8 protein-coding genes are annotated in these 18,721 nt (G+C 49.7%); 7 read left to right on the forward strand and 1 reads right to left on the reverse strand.

The window, feature by feature from the left end; all coding sequences use genetic code 11:
- Positions 1-3: 3 nt before the first annotated feature.
- The 5 genes from AC2CGA_RS00015 to AC2CGA_RS00035 all read left to right on the forward strand — a co-directional run bounded on the left by AC2CGA_RS00015 (position 4) and on the right by AC2CGA_RS00035 (position 15,707).
- Positions 4-6,159, forward strand: coding sequence for a type I polyketide synthase (locus AC2CGA_RS00015; RefSeq protein ID WP_139885575.1), 6,156 nt, complete (start codon positions 4-6; stop codon positions 6,157-6,159).
- Positions 6,156-12,371, forward strand: a complete 6,216-nt coding sequence (locus tag AC2CGA_RS00020) for a beta-ketoacyl synthase N-terminal-like domain-containing protein (protein ID WP_139885576.1) — start codon at positions 6,156-6,158, stop codon at positions 12,369-12,371. Before AC2CGA_RS00015 ends, AC2CGA_RS00020 begins: the two co-directional genes overlap by 4 nt.
- An 81-nt stretch (positions 12,372-12,452) precedes the next feature.
- Entirely contained in the window at positions 12,453-13,607 is a 1,155-nt protein-coding gene (locus AC2CGA_RS00025; RefSeq protein ID WP_003153276.1) for a cytochrome P450, read from the forward strand.
- Positions 13,608-13,663: 56 nt separating this feature from the next.
- Positions 13,664-14,911 carry a hydroxymethylglutaryl-CoA synthase family protein gene (locus tag AC2CGA_RS00030; RefSeq protein ID WP_003153278.1) on the forward strand — a complete coding sequence of 416 codons (1,248 nt, stop codon included), beginning with the start codon at positions 13,664-13,666 and terminating at the stop codon, positions 14,909-14,911.
- 49 nt (positions 14,912-14,960) lie between these two features.
- Positions 14,961-15,707 carry a polyketide synthase gene (locus AC2CGA_RS00035; protein ID WP_014305356.1) on the forward strand — a complete coding sequence of 249 codons (747 nt, stop codon included), beginning with the start codon at positions 14,961-14,963 and terminating at the stop codon, positions 15,705-15,707.
- A gap of 33 nt (positions 15,708-15,740) precedes the next feature.
- Here the strand turns inward: AC2CGA_RS00035 and proC are convergent, their stop codons facing one another.
- Positions 15,741-16,583 carry a pyrroline-5-carboxylate reductase gene (gene proC, locus AC2CGA_RS00040; RefSeq protein WP_014305355.1) on the reverse strand — a complete coding sequence of 281 codons (843 nt, stop codon included), beginning with the start codon at positions 16,581-16,583 and terminating at the stop codon, positions 15,741-15,743.
- 393 nt (positions 16,584-16,976) lie between these two features.
- On the opposite strand from proC, the gene AC2CGA_RS00045 reads away from it, so the two are divergent.
- Both AC2CGA_RS00045 and AC2CGA_RS00050 read left to right on the forward strand, forming a co-directional pair.
- Positions 16,977-17,936: an MBL fold metallo-hydrolase gene (locus AC2CGA_RS00045; protein WP_025852791.1), complete on the forward strand. Its 960-nt coding sequence runs from the start codon at positions 16,977-16,979 to the stop codon at positions 17,934-17,936.
- A gap of 5 nt (positions 17,937-17,941) precedes the next feature.
- Positions 17,942-18,718 (forward strand): SDR family NAD(P)-dependent oxidoreductase, encoded by a 777-nt coding sequence (locus AC2CGA_RS00050; RefSeq protein WP_063174307.1) that lies wholly within the window; start codon positions 17,942-17,944, stop codon positions 18,716-18,718.
- The last annotated feature ends 3 nt before the right edge of the window (positions 18,719-18,721 follow it).

Raw genomic sequence — 18,721 nt, forward strand, 5'->3', positions numbered from 1 at the left:
ACCATGAAAAAAACAGTGAATCTGCGCCTGACGGCAGAGCATCCCATTATGAAAAACCATCTTGTTCACGGAGAATCTGTCATGCCCGGTCTGGCCTATATTGATATGCTTTATCAGCTGGCAAAGCAAAGCCTTGATCTTTCATTCCGTTCAATCTGTCTGAAACGGGTGACCATTTATCATCCTTTATCAGTGAAGCGGTCAGAGCGGCTTGATGTGAGTGTCATATTCAGTAAAGAAAAGGAGTTCTGGACTGCCTCGATTTGCGGGGCGGATTCCGGGACGGTTTTCTTATCCGCGGAGATGCATGAAGAAGTCTTCTCATCAGACAGGCGTCTTGACGCAGGGGAGAAAAAACAACAAGCCGCACTTCCATCAGTCTCCTTGCATGCGGTTTACGAAGCCGCGAGAAGCCGCGGACTGTCGCATGACGGGCTGATGAAGCCGGAGGGAGAGATCTATGCTTATGAAGAGGCATGTTTCCTTGATATTCGGCAGTCTGATTCATGCCGGGAAAATCTCCCCGGCGCTCTCTTTCATCCCGCGCTGATGGACGGTGCCGCCATGGCCTCCGGCGTATTGCAGACAGCTGCAGGCGCCGAGTTGTTTTTACCGATTTATTATGAGTCGTTTATTGCCGCTGAGACTGTTACGGAGCGCTGTTACGCGGTGATTTCGAAAAAGTCCGGCACGCCTTCTGAAATGGTGAAAATGGATATTGACTTTTACAACCTCAGCGGTGCGCATATTGCTTCACTGCTCGGCCTGACAGCCAAAAAGGTGCGGACAGACCGGCAGCTCACACCAGGCGTTCAGCAGATGGAGGAAACCTTATACCGCATTTTCTCGACATACGTAGGCCGTCCAGTCACAAGAAATGATGCGCACACCGTGTTTTTTGAATTAGGTCTTGAATCGTCACAGCTTCTGGCCATTATTAAAGACATCGAAGGGGCGTTTGATCTGCGTCTGAATCCGACTCTTTTATTTGAGTGCAGCAGCATGTCCGAACTGCTCGAAGACATAAAAACAAAAGGAACAGATGAATCTTCCGGCCTTGTCGCGGATGCAGCACCGGTCTCTGAAACACAATCAGGCAGTCAGACATTTACTTTCTATGAACATGAAGCATTCCTTCAGGATCATCTGGTTTTCGGCAAACCGGCACTGATGGGCGTAGTGTATCCGTGTCTGGTGCTTGAAGCCTCCGGAGCGTCTCATTCCGGCACGCATCCCGCCGAGCTGAAAGATATCCGCTTTACGGGCGGGCCTGTCACGCTGGAGCCTGGAGAGGCCGCGCAGATTGACATTTCATTTGCGGCAGAAAAGAGTGCCGAACGCTTTACCGCAAGCTGCACTGTCTCCGGTAAAGAAAGCCGGAAGACATGTGCCGAAGGAGAAATAAACAGATATACAGAGGCACCCATAAAAAAATCATATGACGTTGAACAAATGAAGTCGCATGCACAAAAGGTGGCGCCGGATGTCATTTCCCGTCTGTACGATTCGGTTGCCGACTTCACGATAGGCCCGATGCTGAAAACGGTAACGGCGGGATACAAAATGAGTGAGAGCTCCTTTTTATTGCAGCTGGACTTATCAGGAAAAAAAGAAAAAGGCGATCTGCATCACTTTGCATTTGACCCGCTTATATTGAATTCATGTTATATGTCGCTCGGTGAAGAAGAATTGCAGCTGAAAAAGCGGATTCACGTCCCGCTCATGATTGAGAGGCTGACGCTTTACGGACCTGTCATGTCTGATACCGTCTATGTGGTGAATACAATCAAACATAAAAAAGACGGGTTTCTCTCATTTGATGCCGCAATCCTCAGTCATACCGGGGAACAGCTGGCGGAATTGAAAAATGCGTCTGTGAAAGAAGTGCTTCAGCCAAATCGGCTTGAAAATGCGTCTTTTGCCCCGTCCGGGAATCAAAGCCGTCAGGAAACGAAAGGAAAACCGCTGGATATTGCCGTTGTCGGGATTTCCGGCAAGTATCCGCAGGCCGATGATATCGATGCGTTTTGGGATAATCTCAAACAAGGCAAGGATTGTATTACCGAAATTCCGAAAGACCGCTGGAAATGGGAACATTACTTTTCCGAGGACCGTACGGCGCCGGGAGCGATCTACAGCAAATGGGGCGGGTTCATTGACGGGATCGCCGATTTTGATCCTGAGTTTTTTAAGATTTCCCCCCGGGAAGCGGAACACCTTGATCCCCAGGAGCGGCTGTTTTTAATGCATGCTTGGATGGCCATGGAGGATGCGGGATATACGAGGACATCACCTGAACTGGGGCGTCAGGTAGGCGTGTATGCCGGTGTCATGTATCAGGAATACCCGCTATTCGCGGCTGAAGCGGGAGTGAAAGGACGGCATATCGGGCTCCCCGGCGGGATTTCATCCATTGCTAACCGTGTCTCCTATTTTTGTGACTTTCAAGGGCCGAGCATTTCGGTCGATACGATGTGTTCGGGTTCGCTGACTTCATTGTACATGGCGTGCCGGGATCTGCGGGATCATCGGATTCGCGCGGCGCTTGCCGGCGGAGTGAATCTCACCGTTCATCCTAACAAGTACTTCATGCTGAGCCAGGGGCAGTTCATCTCATCTAAAGGACACTGCGGGAGTTTCGGCGCGGGAGGTGACGGCTATATTCCGGCAGAAGGGGTCGGGGTGCTGCTTCTTAAACGTTTAGAAGACGCCGTACAAGACGGAGATCGGATTTACGGCGTCATTAAAGGAGCTGCCATTAATCACGGCGGGAGAGCGAGCGGTTACACCGTCCCGAACCCCAAGGCGCAAAGCGAAGTCATTTCTCAAGCTTTACAGGAAGCGGGGGTATCTCCGGGCCGGATCAGCTATGTGGAAGCGCACGGGACAGGGACGAAATTAGGCGATCCGATTGAAATCCGGGCTTTAACCGATGCATTCGGTGATGTTCCTGAAACATGTCTTGTCGGGTCTGTCAAATCAAATATCGGACATGGGGAATCGGCAGCAGGCATCGCCGCAGTTACAAAAGTGCTGCTGCAGATGAAGCACAAACAAATCGCCCCATCCTTGCATGCTGATGTTTTAAATCCGAATATTCAATTTGATGAAGGGCCGTTTTCCGTCTGCCGTGAATTAACAGATTGGAAACGGATTTCAGCAGACGGAGAAGAACAGCCGCTCAGGGCGGGAATCAGCAGCTTTGGTGCGGGCGGTTCTAACGCGCATATCATTATTGAAGAATATGAGGCTCCTGTCAAACAAGCAATCAGCAGCCAAGAGCCGGCGGTCATTCTGCTGTCTGCGAAAAATGGCGAGCGTCTGACAGAATATGCGGAGCGCCTTCTTGCTTTTCTTCAAAAGAAGCATATTAATAAGCCGGACTTATTTGATGTCGCGTACACTTTACAAGCGGGGCGCGAAGCGATGGATGAGCGGCTGGCTCTCATTGCGGACTCCCTTAAGGAGCTGGAGGACAAGATCAGATCGTACTTGGAAAATGAAAACGCACCGCATCTTTACAGGGGACGGGCGAAGCGAAATCACGAGACAGTGGCTGTGTTTGAATCTGATGAAGATTTGCAGGAAGCCATGGTTAAATGGCTGAAAAAGAGAAAGTACGGTCATTTGCTGAAAATGTGGGTGCAAGGAGTTGATGTGGACTGGAACTTGTTATATTCGGGACAAAAACCCCAGAGAATCAGTCTTCCCGCCTATCCGTTTGCAAAAGTCAGATGCTGGACTCAAGATGAAGCCGAGGCGGTTTCAAAAAGGGATGACGGCAAAACGGTGATCCATCCGCTGCTCCATGAAAACACATCCGATCTTTGGGAGCTGAAATTCACCTCTGTTTTTACCGGACGGGAATTCTTTTTCACTGATCACTCAGTCAATGGACAGAAGGTGCTCCCGGGAGCCGCCGTGATCGAAATGGCCAGAGCGGCCGTTGAGCGTGCCGCATACGCTGTGCCGGACGGACGTAAAGGAATGTATTTGAAAGATCTCATATGGATGAGGCCTGTCATTCATAAAGGGACGGATGTAGAAGTCCATATCAGCCTTATTCTTAAGGAAAATGAAGACATTGAATTTACGATTTACAGCCTATCGGAAGAACCTGGGGGAGAACGGATTTTATACAGTAAAGGCACCGCCGTATCGGGAGAGATAGCAGCGGCTCCGTCTGTTCATTTAGAGGGCTGGCTGTCCGGCTGCAGCCAATCGGTTATGACGTCTGATGAGGTTTATCAGGCTTTCCGGCATGCGGGTATGATCTACGGGCCGAGCCATCAAGGCATTGATCAGCTGATGATCGGAGAGAGGGGGGCTGCAGCCCGGCTGTCGCTGCCGGAAACGGCAGACAGTACCGCCGATCAGTTTGTCATCCATCCGAGTCTTCTGGATGCCGCGTTTCAGGCGTCACTGGGTGCCGGTTCAGATACTGCAGGAGACACTCCGATGCTGCCGTTTTCCCTGCGGCAGGCAGAAATATTTCAGCCGACTCAGAAAACGATGTGGGCGCTTGTCCGCAAACAGAGCGATCGGTCAGATAACGGAGCGCTGACGCTGGATATTGATTTATGTGATGAAAACGGCGCTGTTTGTATGAGATTGACGGGCTTCTCCTGCCGGGCTGTCCGGCAGACAAACCAAACCGAAAGCAAACGGCAGGAAGTTCAGACGGCGATGCTTACCCCTGTTTGGGACAAAACTTTCTTTTCCCTGGAAGAAAATCGAGCGGTTGATCAGGAACAATTGCTGATCATCGGAAAGCCGGGAAATACCATAAAGGCCGCGGCAAAAATGTGGCCCCGCGCCCATCTGGCGGAGACGCCGGATCATTCAAGCGAGCAAACATTACGTGAATTGACAGCCGGTTATCAAGATATCCGCCATTTCTTATGGATTGCGCCGGATCGTTTCGCACCCGCATCCGCCAGTCAGGAAATGCTTGATGAGCAGGAGAATGGGGTGATTCAATGTTTCCGTTTCATCAAAGCGCTGCTGTCACTCGGGTATGGAAACCGAAACATCAGCTTTACGGCGGTCACCCGGCAGACACAGTCCGTGTATCCGGGTGATCTCCCGCAGCCTGAGCATGCAGGCGTACACGGTTTGATCGGTTCATTGGCAAAAGAATATCCGAACTGGGACATCAGGCTGATTGATGCAGAAGAAGGCAGTGATTCGTCTGAGATGAAAAACATCTGGCGCCTTCCTCCAGATCCGGACGGAAATGCTGCCGCGTACCGTAACGGAGCTTGGCACAAGCAAAAAACAGTCCGGGTGCTGACAAGTTCCGCTCCGCGTATGTCGTACAGAGAAGGCGGCGTTTATGCTGTCATCGGCGGAGCGGGCGGCATCGGAGAAGCATGGAGCAAATACATGATCACCCGTTACAAGGCACGGATGATATGGATCGGCAGGCGGCCGAAGGATCAGGAGATTCAGAGCAAAATAGACAGGCTGGCCCTATCAGGCCCCGCGCCGCATTATATACAGGCTGATGCTCAAGATGCCGCAGCGCTTAAAGCGGCCGTCCGTTCCGTAAGAGAGCGATACGGCAATATAACGGGAGTCATCCATTCCGCGATAACGCTTGCCGACAAAAGTATGGCGAATATGGATGAAGCTTCTTTCAGAAACGCTTTTTCAGCTAAGGTGAATACGAGCGTCCGAATGATCGAAGCTTTTAAGGGAGAACCGCTTGATTTTGTGCTGTTTTTCTCATCCGTTAATTCTTTCACAAAAAATGCCGGGCAAAGCAACTATGCGGCAGGGTGTACATTTCAAGACGCCTTTGCCCGCCATATCGCTTCCTTGCTTGATTGTGAAGTGAAAGTCATGAATTGGGGATATTGGGGCAGTCTGGGCGTTGTATCAGACCCGTCTTACAGAAAACGGATGGAGGCGTCAGGGATCGGTTCTATTGAACCCGATGAAGCAATGGAGGCGCTGGAAGTCTTACTATCAGAACCGTTCAGCCAAGCGGCATTCATCAAAGCTGCTCCGCACGGCTTAGCCGCACTGACGGATCAAGATGCAATATCGGTTGTATCCGGCCCGGAGCCTTCATTTATGGAAAGCGTCAAGCGGCAAAATCCGGATCGGAATGAACGGCTTGAGACTTTAAAACGAGAAATGGAGTTGCGCATATGAACAGCCTTCTTTGCAAACTGCTCTTTTACCAATTACAGTCAATCGGGTTTTTCAGCGAGCCTGTCACCACACCTGCAGCATCCATGCGGAGCGCCGGCGTGATCGGCACATACGGCAGATGGCTGGAAGAAAGCCTGAATCTATTAAAAGAAAACGGATATATCGCGTATGACGGATACACGATCACTCTTCTCGCGGATCAGCGCCCGGACGGCCGCACAGTCTGGAATGAGTGGAATGCCCATAAACGCCTGCTTCCCAAGGGGGAGCTTGCGCAAGCTGAATTGGCCGAGGCGACGATAAAAGCGATGCCTTCAATTTTAAAAGGAGAACGTCCGGCTACGGATATCGTATTTCCCGATTCATCAATGCGGCTCGTTGAAGGTGTTTATAAGCATAATCCCGTTGCGGATTATTTTAATGAAGTGTTAGCAGATTCCGCGGCCGCTTACCTGAAAGCCTACCTTACAGAACATCCCGATGCCCGTATCAGGCTGATAGAAGTAGGGGCCGGGACGGGCGGAACGAGCGCCATGCTGTTTACAAAACTGAAACCATTTGCAAAACAGATTGCGGAATATTGTTATACGGATGTTTCTAAAGCTTTTTTAATGCATGCCGAACAGGAATACGGACCTGATGTGCCGTATTTGACAACAGCCTTGTTTAATGCAGAGGAGCCTTGCGAATCACAAAATATCAAAACGGGTGTTTACGATATTGTCATCGCCGCCAATGTGCTTCACGCCACAAAAAATATCGGTTTGACGCTGCGCCGTCTGAAAGCGCTCCTGAAATACAACGGGATGATTTTGATAAACGAAATCAGCGATCGTTCTGTTTTTACCCATTTAACCTTCGGGCTGCTTGACGGCTGGTGGTCCTATGAGGATGCTGAGCTTCGGATTCCGGGAAGTCCCGGCCTATATCCAAAATCGTGGGAGCGTGTGCTGCATTCGGAAGGATACAGAGCGGTTTGTTTCCCTGCTGAAACGGCTCATGATTTAGGTCAGCAGATTATCGCAGCTGAGAGTGACGGACTCGTCCGGATGCAAGGGATCAGAGACGGCAGAAAGCCATACGCCGCCCCGGCCGAAGTTTTCCGAAAGCCCGCACAGCCTGTTTCCCGCAGCCGCGCGCCAGAGGAGCATCAAGCTGTTAAGGCTGATGGGGAATCGGTCGCTTCCCATGTCCGCTCTGTCATCAAAACAAGTATTGCCGATGTATTAAAAATGAAAGAAGAGGATATTCAGGAAGAACTGAATTTCTCTGAATACGGTATTGATTCCATTTTGGCCGTCAATGTGATTAACGAGATTAATAAGCGATTGAATCTTACACTGCAGACAACGATTTTATTTGATTACTATCATGTGAAACTGCTGACCGGTTATATCTCGGCAGAATATGAAACCATCATAGCCTCATCTCTGGAGACCGAAAGAGCGAAAATCCGCCCGGTGCTTCAGGAAGAACGGCCTGCTGAAAAACCTTTGAAGACGGATAGAAAGGAAAACGGTTATCAGAAACCGAAACAAGAACGGATGCCGCTTTCTTTCGCAAAGTCCGATGACTCGGGAATGTTCCGGGTTGTGATTGACCGTCCGGGCGGCATTGAAGATCTGACGATTGCCCGCAGTGAAGTGCCCGAGACAAAAGATGACGAAGTTCAAATAGCCGTCCGCGCCTTTTCTTTGAACTTCGGAGACTTGCTTTGTGTCAGAGGGCTGTATCCGACGATGCCGCCTTATCCGTTCACTCCGGGATTCGAAGCAAGCGGCGTCGTGATCAAGACAGGGAGGCATGTAACATCCGTCATTCCGGGTGATGAAGTGATTGTCGGTATGGGAGAGGAATTTGGCTCTCAGGCGAATCTCATCACATGTAAAGAACATCAAGTCTATCATAAACCGGCCCGGCTGACCTTTGAAGAAGCATGCGCTCTTCCTACCGTGGCAGTGACAATGATAGACGCCTTCCGGAAAGCCGGACTTAAAAAAGGCGAAAAAATATTAATTCAGACCGCGACGGGAGGAACGGGGCTGATCGCGGTGCAAATGGCCCGGCATATCGGCGCGGAAATATATGCAACGGCCGGATCACAGAAAAAAATTGAGTATCTGCATTCGCTCGGGATCAACAATACCATTTGCTATTTGGAAGAAGATTTTGAAACGGAAATCATGCGAATGACCGGCGGCCGTGGGGTGGATGTTGTCATTAATACCCTGGCCGGTGATGCCATGCAAAAAGGAATGAATTGCCTGGCGCCGGGCGGAAGATATATCGAAATTGCCATGACTGCGCTGAAATCCGCTAAATCAGTCGACTTGTCCGTCCTTCATAACAATCAATCGTTTCACAGCGTGGATTTGCGGAAGCTGTCTCTTCAAAATCCGGATCAGGTCAAGGACTATCAATTGGAACTGCAGCGGCTGGCGGAAGAGGGAGTCATTCAGCCTGTCATCTCAAAAATCTTTTCCTTTGAAGACATAAAAGAAGCGTATCACTGTCTGGATGACCGCGGAAATATCGGGAAAATCGTCATCAGCGTTTCTGAGCCGTATCAAATGACGTACCGCCCCGAACAAAAGGATCCGGCCGAAACGGTAAAATCAGCAGCTGTGTTACCTGAAAAAGAACCGATCGCGATTATCGGGATGAGCGGGCGGTTTGCTGAATCGGAGAATGTCCATGAGTTTTGGGAAAACTTAGCCGCCGGACGGGATCTGATTAAAAAAGCAGACAGATGGGATGTCTCTGACAGTCAATGCCAGTATGGCAGTTTTATAGAGGGCATTGAATGTTTTGATCCCGTTTTCTTTCATATATCGGGACGTGAAGCAACCTATATGGACCCGCAGCAGAGGCTGTTTCTGGAAGAATCATGGAAAGCGCTTGAAGATGCGGGATATGCGGGAGACTCGGTAAGAGGCCGGGAATGCGGCGTGTATGCCGGCTCCTGCGGCGGAGATTACCAGGCCATTTTTAAACAGCAGGGGCCCGCGCAGGCTTTTTGGGGCAATCACAATTCCGTCACTCCGGCAAGGATCGCCTATCACCTTAATTTACAAGGGCCGGCGATCACTGTTGATACAGCATGTTCCAGTTCGCTGACAGCCATTCATTTGGCATGTCAGGGGCTCTGGACGAAAGAAACCGAAATGGCGGTGGCGGGCGGGGTTTTCATTCAATCCACTCCCGCTTTTTATCAGTCGTCAAATAAGGCGAATATGCTGTCACCGACCGGGCGCTGCCATACGTTTGATCAAAGCGCGGACGGCTTCGTGCCGGGTGAAGGCGTGGGAGCGGTGGTGCTGAAACGTCTTAGCGACGCCGTCAGTGACGGAGATCATGTGTACGGCGTCATAAAAGGCTCTGCAATGAATCAGGACGGCGCTACAAACGGAATAACCGCTCCAAGCGCGCTTTCTCAAGAACGATTGGAACGGCATGTCTATGATACTTTTCACATTAATCCGGAAACCATTCAAATGGTGGAAGCTCACGGAACGGGCACTGCACTGGGCGACCCGATCGAATTCAGCGCCTTAACGCGCGCTTTCCGCCGCTATACGGATAAAAAAGGATATTGCGCCATCGGCTCTGTGAAAACCAATCTCGGACATGCCGCTGCGGCCGCGGGGATGGCCGGGCTGTTTAAAATCCTGCTGTCGCTGAAGCATCGGCAGATTCCGGCTTCCCTGCATTTTCATCAAGCCAATCAGCATATTCAATTTGCGGACAGCCCGTTTTTTGTGAATGAAAAGCTGATACCGTGGGAACGGAATCCGGATGCACCGCGCAGAGCCGCCATCAGTTCATTCGGATTCAGCGGAACAAATGCCCATCTTGTTATTGAAGAGGCGCCGCAAACCGTGCGCCGGTCACCGGCAAAACCGGCCTGCCTCATTCCTTTATCTGCGCGGACGGAGCGTCAGCTGGAAATTCAGGCAGAACGCCTGCTGGATTCACTCAGCAAGAACAAAGACAGCGATCTGGGAAATATAAGTTATACGCTCCTGCTCGGCAGAAAGCATCTGCATCACCGGTTTGCCTGTATCGTAAGCAGTGAGGACGAACTGAAGCGGGTATTATCGGAGTGGCTTGTAAAAAGAGAGCTTCCGGGTGTGTTTGTGTCCAATTTGAAGGACCAGAAGCCGGCAGACGAAGCCGGAATGAAAACATTCGGAATGGAATGCATTGAACAGTACCGCTCGGCGGCTTCACCCGCACAGTACAGAGAAAGCCTGGCACATATCGCTGACCTTTTTTGCAGAGGATATGATCTTCCTTTCACACGGCTTTTTGACGGAGGGCAATATTATAAAACGCCGCTTCCTGCCTATCCGTTTTTAAAAGAAAGGTATTGGGCGGCTGATGTAAACAGTTCTTTACCAGGCCAAGCCATGAAAAAGTCTGAAACGCAAACCGTTCCCCCGTCTCCGCCACAGCCTGAACATGAAGGTCTGATTTCTCTGAGTCCTTTAACTGAGATCGAAATGACAGCGTTTGAACCGGAGACATTGCAAAAACCGATCGTCTTACAGCCTTTGGATTGTACTGTTCCTGTCCAGCAGCCGGAAAACGCCGTTTCCGAAGACAATAGAACATTGCTTGAAGAATTGAGGATAAGCCTGGCAGATATTTTATTTTTGTCGCCGGAAGATATTGATGCTGATGAGCCTTTCATCGACATGGGGCTTGACTCCATTATCGGGGTTGAATGGATACAAACAGTAAATAAAACGTACCACACTGAAATTACTGCCAATAAGGTGTATGAACACCCGACGCTTGAGGAGCTTGCGGAATATATAGCGGGGCAAATAAAGAAACCCGAGTATGCTGAAGCGGAGGAAACAGCGGTACGTCCGCAAATCCCGGAAGCAGAAACTCCCCTTGCCGGCATCTCTGACGGCACTTTGCGCAAAGAGCTTAAAGAAAGCCTTGCGGACATCCTGTTTCTGAAGCCGGAAGATATTGATGAGCATGAGGCATTCATTGACATGGGGCTGGATTCTATTATCGGTGTGGAATGGGTTCAGTCTATTAATAAAACGTATCAAGCGTCTATTACGGCAAATCTGGTCTATGAATATCCGACAATCGCAAAATTAGCCGGGTATCTGACCGGTTCCGTTCAAAAAGACACTGATGAAGTACATGAGGAACATACGAAACAAAACGATATATCAGAAGAGACAGATGATCAAGAACCGCCCGAACTGATCTGTCTTAACCCGGGGGAAAAGGGAAGACCGATTTTCTGGTTTCATTCCGCGCTGGGGGCAGTGGAGCTGTACCAGCCTGTTGCCGAACGGACCGGGCGTCCTTTTTACGGAATTCAGGCAAGAGGATGGATGACAGACCGGGAACCGATCCGCGGCATTAAAAACATGGCGGAATATTACGTTAAGCTCATACGTACCGTGCAGCCCCGGGGGCCTTACGATGTAGGCGGCTATTCATTAGGGGGCATGCTCGCTTATGAAGTCACCCGGCAATTGCAGCTGGCTGGAGAAACCGTTGAGTCAATCGTCATGCTCGACTCCTTTGACTCGGCGGGTGCGCGGGAAATAAACATTCCTGATGAATTATTTGATAAAAATATGATGCTGCAGACGGTGAACATGGCTTTATTTGCACCGATCTATCAACATCCGGAACGCATTTCTGAAACCTTGATTCACCGTGATGAACTAGATGCCGATCTTCATGAAGACATATTTTTAGAGCAATTAATAGCAAAAGCCAAACAGCGGGGGTTAACGAAGACGGACGCGTTGGTGAAAAATCTGATCAGGCAGAATATAAACGTTCAGGACGCTTACGAAATCACTGATTACGAACTCCTGCCGCTTCCGGATCCGAACGGGGTGACATGCTATTATTTCCGAAATAAAAACGGTATTTTCTTGGGTGAGCTTGATCCGTATTTTACGATCAGGGCCGATATTTTATCCGCTGATTTCGTCAACTACTGGAGCCAGTGGCAAGAGCATATGACAAACATCGCCATCATGGATGTGGCGGTATCCAACCATATGACGTTATTGGCTGAAGACAGCGCAGCCGAAACGATTTCTGAATTTTGCGGCGTTTTATATTCGGCAGACGGAATGACAGAACACAGCTTTCTGAAACTGCAGGAAAAGATACTGAACGTGCATGGTGAGATGCTGAAGCAGCCCGCCAAAATAAGACCGTAAATTCACATATCCGCCCGCCGGGTTTACTCGTAAGCTTTGGCGGGTCATTTCAAATCTTGGACACATCTTGGAGGAATGAAAATGACCAGTTTAACAAAAATCAGACAGCAGCAGCCGTACAAGTGGTACCAAACGATGAGAGAAACCTCTCCCGTTCATTACAATGAAAAGGAAGATTGCTGGGAAATCTTCACCTATGATGAAGTGAAGCGGGTGATTTCTGACTACAGTCATTTTTCTTCCGATCATAAATACTTAAGTGCGGACAAGCAGGAAAAAATGATCCGGCATATTAACAAAGACAGCCTTTTGAAAATGGACCCGCCTGAACACACCGTCTTCAGAAAATTGGTCAATCAGCCGTTCATGCCGAAATCGGTTGAGTCTCTTGCACCGCGTATAGCCGCGATCGCTGATGACCTGCTTCAGGCCGTCCGTTCAAAAGGCAGGATGGACATTATTGAAGATTACGCATTTCCGCTTCCGATTATCGTGATCGCAGAGCTTTTAGGATTTCCTCCGAAAGACAGGGATATCTTTAAAAGCTGGGTCGACCAAAGCCAGAATGTAAAAGATGAAAAGAAAATGAATGAAGTGCAAAAGCAGATGATCGGATACTTTATGCAGTTTATTTTACAGCGGAGAAAACAGCCGCAAAATGATTTAATCAGCCATTTAATTTCAGCTGATTTAGACGGAGAGCCGCTGTCAGACAAGCAATTAATCGGTTTTTGCGGCTTGTTGATCGTCGCGGGGCACGTAACGACGGAAAATGTGATCGGAAATTCATTTCTCAGTCTCAAGGAGTTCCCGCATATTCTGCCCCGGCTGCTTGAAAATAAGGCGCTCCTTCCTGACTTTATTGAGGAAGTCATCCGCCTCAGACCTTCCATTCAGCGGGTAACCCGCTACACCGCGGTTGAGAGCGAGATTGGCGGAAAAACGATTCCGGCCGGAGAAAAAGTATATGCGTGGATTGGATCGGCGAACAGAGATGAAAAGAAGTTTGAAAATGCCGATCAGATTGACTTGGGACGAAAGCCGAATCAGCACCTGTCATTCGGTCAGGGCAGCCATTATTGCTTAGGAGCGCCGCTGGCCCGGCTTGAAGCGAAAATCGCACTTTCCCACTTTTTTGAACAGATGCCCGCATGGCGTTTTACTGAGGATCAAGAGCCGAATCTGGTTCCGAGCCCTGTATTTCACGGCGTTGACAGGCTGCTTGTTGAGTTTTGAACGAAAAAATAAAAGAGGCTTCACGGGAAGCCTCTTTACTCTGGGGGCTTGGAGAAATGAATGTAGGAATCGAAGCAATGAACGTGTTTGGCGGAACCGCGTATGTAGACGTCATGGAGCTTGCGGAACATCGGAACCTGGATAAAAAAAGGTTTGAGAACCTGCTGATGAAAGAAAAAGTGGTGGCGCTTCCGTTTGAAGATCCGATTACGTTCGCCGTAAATGCCGCAAAACCGATTATCGATTCTCTGTCAGAAGAGGAACGGAATCAGATTGAAATGGTCATTACCTGTACGGAATCCGGGATTGATTTTGGCAAATCCATCAGTACATATGTCCATGATTATTTGCAGCTGAAGCGGAATTGCCGGTTATTTGAGGTGAAGCAGGCTTGCTATTCTTTAACGGCCGGGTTTCAAATGGGCGTGAATTTCATCTTGTCGCAAACATCGCCGGGAGCGAAAGCGCTCATCATCGGAACGGATATTTCCCGCTTTTTAGTGGCTGAAGGCGGTGACGCGTTGACGGAGGAATGGTCCTATGCCGAACCGAGTGCGGGGGCGGGAGCTGTCGCGCTTTTAGTCAGCAGCACCCCTCATGTCTTTTTGCTTGATCAAGGTGCAAGCGGGTATTACGGGTATGAAGTCATGGATACCTGCCGCCCGATTCCGGATAGTGAAGCGGGGGATGCTGATCTGTCGCTCATGTCTTATTTGGATTGCTGTGAAAATTCATTTCAGGAATACCGAAAGCGTGTGAGCGGGGCGGATTATAAGAATACATTTCAATACCTTTCTTTTCATACTCCGTTTGGCGGAATGGTAAAAGGAGCGCATCGGACGATGATGAGAAAATTGGCAAAGGCTAAGCCGCAGGACATTGAAGCGGATTTTCAGCAACGCGTGCTGCCTGGGATTCAATACTGTCAGCGCGTCGGCAACATCATGGGGGCCACCGTATTTTTATCTCTTGCCAGCACGATTGATAACGGCTCTTTTGAAACGCCGAAACGCGTCGGCTGTTTTTCATACGGTTCGGGCTGCTGCTCTGAATTTTACAGCGGTGTCGTTATGCCGCAAAGCCGTGCGCGGCAGAATCAATTTCAGATCAGCCGGCATTTGGATGAACGCGTCCGTTTATCGATGACTGATTATGACCGGCTGCTCCAAGACAGCGGCATCGTAAAATTCGGCACAAGAAATGCCGCGCCCGCAGCAGACATCCCGAATGCGCATCAAGGAAAAACGCGATTAGTGCTGACTGAAATAAAAGAGTTTCACAGAAAGTATGAATGGACGACCTAGTATAAGAGCCGGAAAGGCTTGAGTATTTTTAAAGAAACGGAGAATACACATGAATCCAATGATTGATGTACAGGAAACAGAACCGGGCATTGTGCAGGTCACAATGCAGGATACGGCCGGGAAAAACGGGCTGTCAGAAGAGTTTGTAAGAGAGCTGCACCGGGTATTCCAAGACATCAATGCCCATCCGTCCTATAAAACTGTCCTTCTGACGGGTTACGGAAATTATTTCTGCACGGGAGGAACGCAGGAGGGGCTTTTGACCATTCAGAGCGGAAAGCTTCAATTTACAGATTTAAAGCTTCACAGTCTTTTATTGGATTGCAGGATCCCTGTGATTTCCGTCATGCAGGGGCATGCGATCGGAGCCGGCTTTACGATCGGTCTGAGCTCGGATTTCGTCATTTTAAGCAGAGAGAGTTTTTATTCTTGTAATTATATGAAGTACGGATTTACACCGGGAATGGGCGCGACGTATATTGTGCCTGAAAAACTGGGAATTGTCCTCGGGGAAGAAATGCTGTTTACGGCCGCGAATTTCAGCGGCGCCGCTCTGGAAAAACGGGGTGTTCCGTTTGAAGTGCTGCCGAAAAAAGACGCCCTTCAAAGAGGCCGCGAATTGGCCCGGCTGCTGGCGGATAAACCGAGAGCCTCACTGGTTGCGCTGAAAACCAATGTGACCGCACGGATCAAAAGAGAGCTGACAAAAGCGGTTGAGGAAGAGGTAAACATGCACGAAGCCACATTCCATCTTCCTGAAGTAAAAGAGAGAATCAGCCGCTTATACGGCAGTTAAACAGAATGAAAAAAGCATGGGATGCCCCATGCTTTATGACTGGTCCGTCTTTTGCAGAACGGAGCCTGCGAATTGTTCTTTAATTTCGGCGCTCCGGGCTGCGGTTTTTGCGATGCAGTGCATGATGGCTTCTTCAAAGCGGCGCTCGTCTAATGCGCGAAGGCCTGCTTCAGTCGTGCCGCCCGGGCTTGTGATTTCCTTGCGCAGGCGTTCAGGCCGTTTGCTGCTTGTTCTGAGCATTTCCGTCGCCCCGGCCATGGTTTGTAAAATCAGCTCTTTTGCCGTTTCTTCCGGCAGGCCGGCTTGAAGGGCGGCCTTTTCCATCGCTTCCACATACCGGTACACATAGGCGGGACCGCTTCCGGCAATGGCTGTGACGGCATCAAGGTGTTTTTCTTCAAAGAGCGTCGCTTCTCCGATTGTTTCCAGAAGCTCTTTTGCCGTCCGGATTTCAGCTTCACTCGCCTCAGAGCTTGCGGAAAAACCGGTCGCCGATTGCTGAATGGCCGCGGATGTATTCGGCATCGCCCGGATGATGGTGAGCTTTCTGCCGAAATATTGCTGAATCGTGTGAATCGTCAGCCCCGCGATGACAGAAATCACAAGCTGATCTTTCACGTATTCGCGAATGTTCTCAATGCTTTCTGCCGCATCTTTCGGTTTAAAGGCGAGAACAATAATGTCGGTATTGCTGAAAAACTCTTCTTTATCCCGGCACGGTTTCACTCCGTACGTTTTTTGGAGCTCTTCAAGCCGGCTGTCATTTGACCGGTTTGTCATATATATATGTCCGGGGGCTGTCATTCCGCTTTGCAGCAGTCCGTTCACCATTGCTTCCGCCATTGATCCGGCCCCGATAAAACCGATTTTCTTCATATAAATCCTCCTTCTTCTAAAACACAAAAAAACCTTCCCGTCAAAAAGGACGAAAAGGTTTCGCGGTACCACCTTACATTAGCACGAATCAGCCGTGCTCAGCTCAAATCCCGTAACGAGGGATACGTTTAGGTTTTCCTAACCGCTCTGAGGGCAGGTTCTGTAAACAAGAGGGCCGCAATGTCTTTCAGCCGGGGACATTGCTCTCTGCTGCCGTTGTTTATATACTAGTTCCTCGTCATCGCGTTCCGTGTTTTCTAGTTTGTTGTTCATTATGCTATGCGAAAGAGCGGGATGTCAATCTTTTTTTCCGATATGCGCAATAATGACACAGTGAAAAGAAAACGCTAAAATATGATTATTCAGGAATGAAAAGAACGAAGGAGCGTAAACATGGCAGCGAGAAAGATCATTCCGATACGTGTGCCGACTCCGTTTGCAGTCGGCGACGTTATCGTTTATTTAATAAAAGATGAAGCCTTAACCCTTATTGACTGCGGCCCGAATACAAAGGAAGCGGCTGAATCGCTCTCATTTCAGCTTAAGGAACACGGCGTTTCTGCGGCGGATATAGAACAGGTGGTGCTCACTCATCATCACGCAGATCATTCAGGTCTGCTGCACCTTTTTTCCGAGGATACGGAAGTGATCGGGCATCCGCTGAATGACAGGTACATTACTCAGGATCAGTCGTATATCGCCCGGCAGGAGGACTTTTTTCTGTCGCTTATGACTGAAATGGGCGTTCCCCTGACGCCTGAAGACATACAGAAAACAGTTAAGCTGTCGTACTTATTTTCTGCAAACCGTCCGTTAACGAAAACAGTGGAAGAAGGCGGGAAAATCGACGGGCTTAACGGCTGGACGGTGCTCGAAATCCCGGGTCATGCCGCTTCTCACATTGCGCTCTACCATGAAAAAAGCGGTGAAATGTTCAGCGGCGATCTGCTTTTGTCCAACAGCTCCACCAATCCGATTCTGGAAGCTCCGGAAAAGGGGGGCGTGCGCGCGGCCCCGATGCTCGACTACTTGAACTCAATGAAGCGGCTGTATGACGTAAACCCGTCCCTTTTATATCCGGGACACGGCGATCTGGTGACGGACGTAAAGCCTGCTTTTGACAGGCGGCTTGAAAAACAGAGAAACCGGTCGGAATATGTGCTGCGCCTGTTGTCAGAGGAAACGCTGACGGCTTTCCAGGTATGCCGGCGGCTGTTTCCGGCTGTGTATGAAAATGAATTGTTTTTAACGATGTCAGAAACGATCGGCCATCTTGACGTACTGGCTGCAAAAGGGGAGGCTGAATCCTTTCAGTCGGGAAATACTCTGATGTTTAAAGCTGTGAAGGGGTGAAGGAAATGGGCAGATTAACGGATAAGCGGATTTGGATCACCGGAGCATCCGGCGGACTCGGAGAACGGCTTGCATATTCCTGCGCGGCAGAAGGGGCTCATGTTTTTTTATCCGCCAGGCGGGAGGACCGCTTGCAGGAAGTGAAAAAAACGATTACCGCGCGCGGCGGACAGTGTGATGTCATTCCGTTTGACGTCCGGCATGCAGAAGAGGCTGAAAACGTAAGGCGTTTGATCGGTCATGTTGACGTATTAATCAACAACGCCGGCTTCGGCATTTTTGAAACGGCCGCTGATTCATCTTTGGAGGATATGAGGGCGATGTTTGAAGTGAACGTCTTCGGATTAATCGCCTGTACGAAGGCCTGTCTTCCGGTGATGCTTCATGCGAAAAGCGGCCATATTATCAATATCGCCTCACAGGCCGGCAAATTGGCGACGCCGAAATCAAGCCTTTATTCCGCTACGAAACACGCCGTTTTAGGGTATTCCAATGCGCTGCGGCTTGAGCTGGCCGGTACGGGTGTAGCCGTGACAACGGTTAATCCCGGTCCGATCAAAACAGACTTCTTTACAATTGCAGATAAAGAGGGCGGTTATGTGAAAAGCGTCGGCAGATGGATGCTTGATGCCGACCATGTGGCAGAGCGTATTACATCCGTGATTCTGACGGATAAACGGGAAATGAATCTTCCGCGATGGATGAGCCTCGGGACGAAGCTGTATCAGCTTTTCCCTTCGTTTACAGAAAAACTGGCCGGCCGCGCATTAAAGAAAAAGTAACAA

The sequence above is a fragment of the Bacillus sp. SYZHCR11 genome (assembly GCF_057196865.1).

Excerpts from the sequence above, each read along its gene's own strand:
- AC2CGA_RS00020 (WP_139885576.1), top strand. The coding sequence starts at position 6,156 with ATGAACAGCCTTCTTTGCAAACTGCTCTTTTACCAATTACAGTCAATC.
- AC2CGA_RS00045 (WP_025852791.1), top strand. The coding sequence starts at position 16,977 with ATGGCAGCGAGAAAGATCATTCCGATACGTGTGCCGACTCCGTTTGCA.
- AC2CGA_RS00025 (WP_003153276.1), top strand. The coding sequence starts at position 12,453 with ATGACCAGTTTAACAAAAATCAGACAGCAGCAGCCGTACAAGTGGTAC.
- proC (WP_014305355.1), bottom strand. The coding sequence starts at position 16,583 with ATGAAGAAAATCGGTTTTATCGGGGCCGGATCAATGGCGGAAGCAATG.
- AC2CGA_RS00015 (WP_139885575.1), top strand. The coding sequence starts at position 4 with ATGAAAAAAACAGTGAATCTGCGCCTGACGGCAGAGCATCCCATTATG.
- AC2CGA_RS00035 (WP_014305356.1), top strand. The coding sequence starts at position 14,961 with ATGAATCCAATGATTGATGTACAGGAAACAGAACCGGGCATTGTGCAG.
- AC2CGA_RS00030 (WP_003153278.1), top strand. The coding sequence starts at position 13,664 with ATGAATGTAGGAATCGAAGCAATGAACGTGTTTGGCGGAACCGCGTAT.
- AC2CGA_RS00050 (WP_063174307.1), top strand. The coding sequence starts at position 17,942 with ATGGGCAGATTAACGGATAAGCGGATTTGGATCACCGGAGCATCCGGC.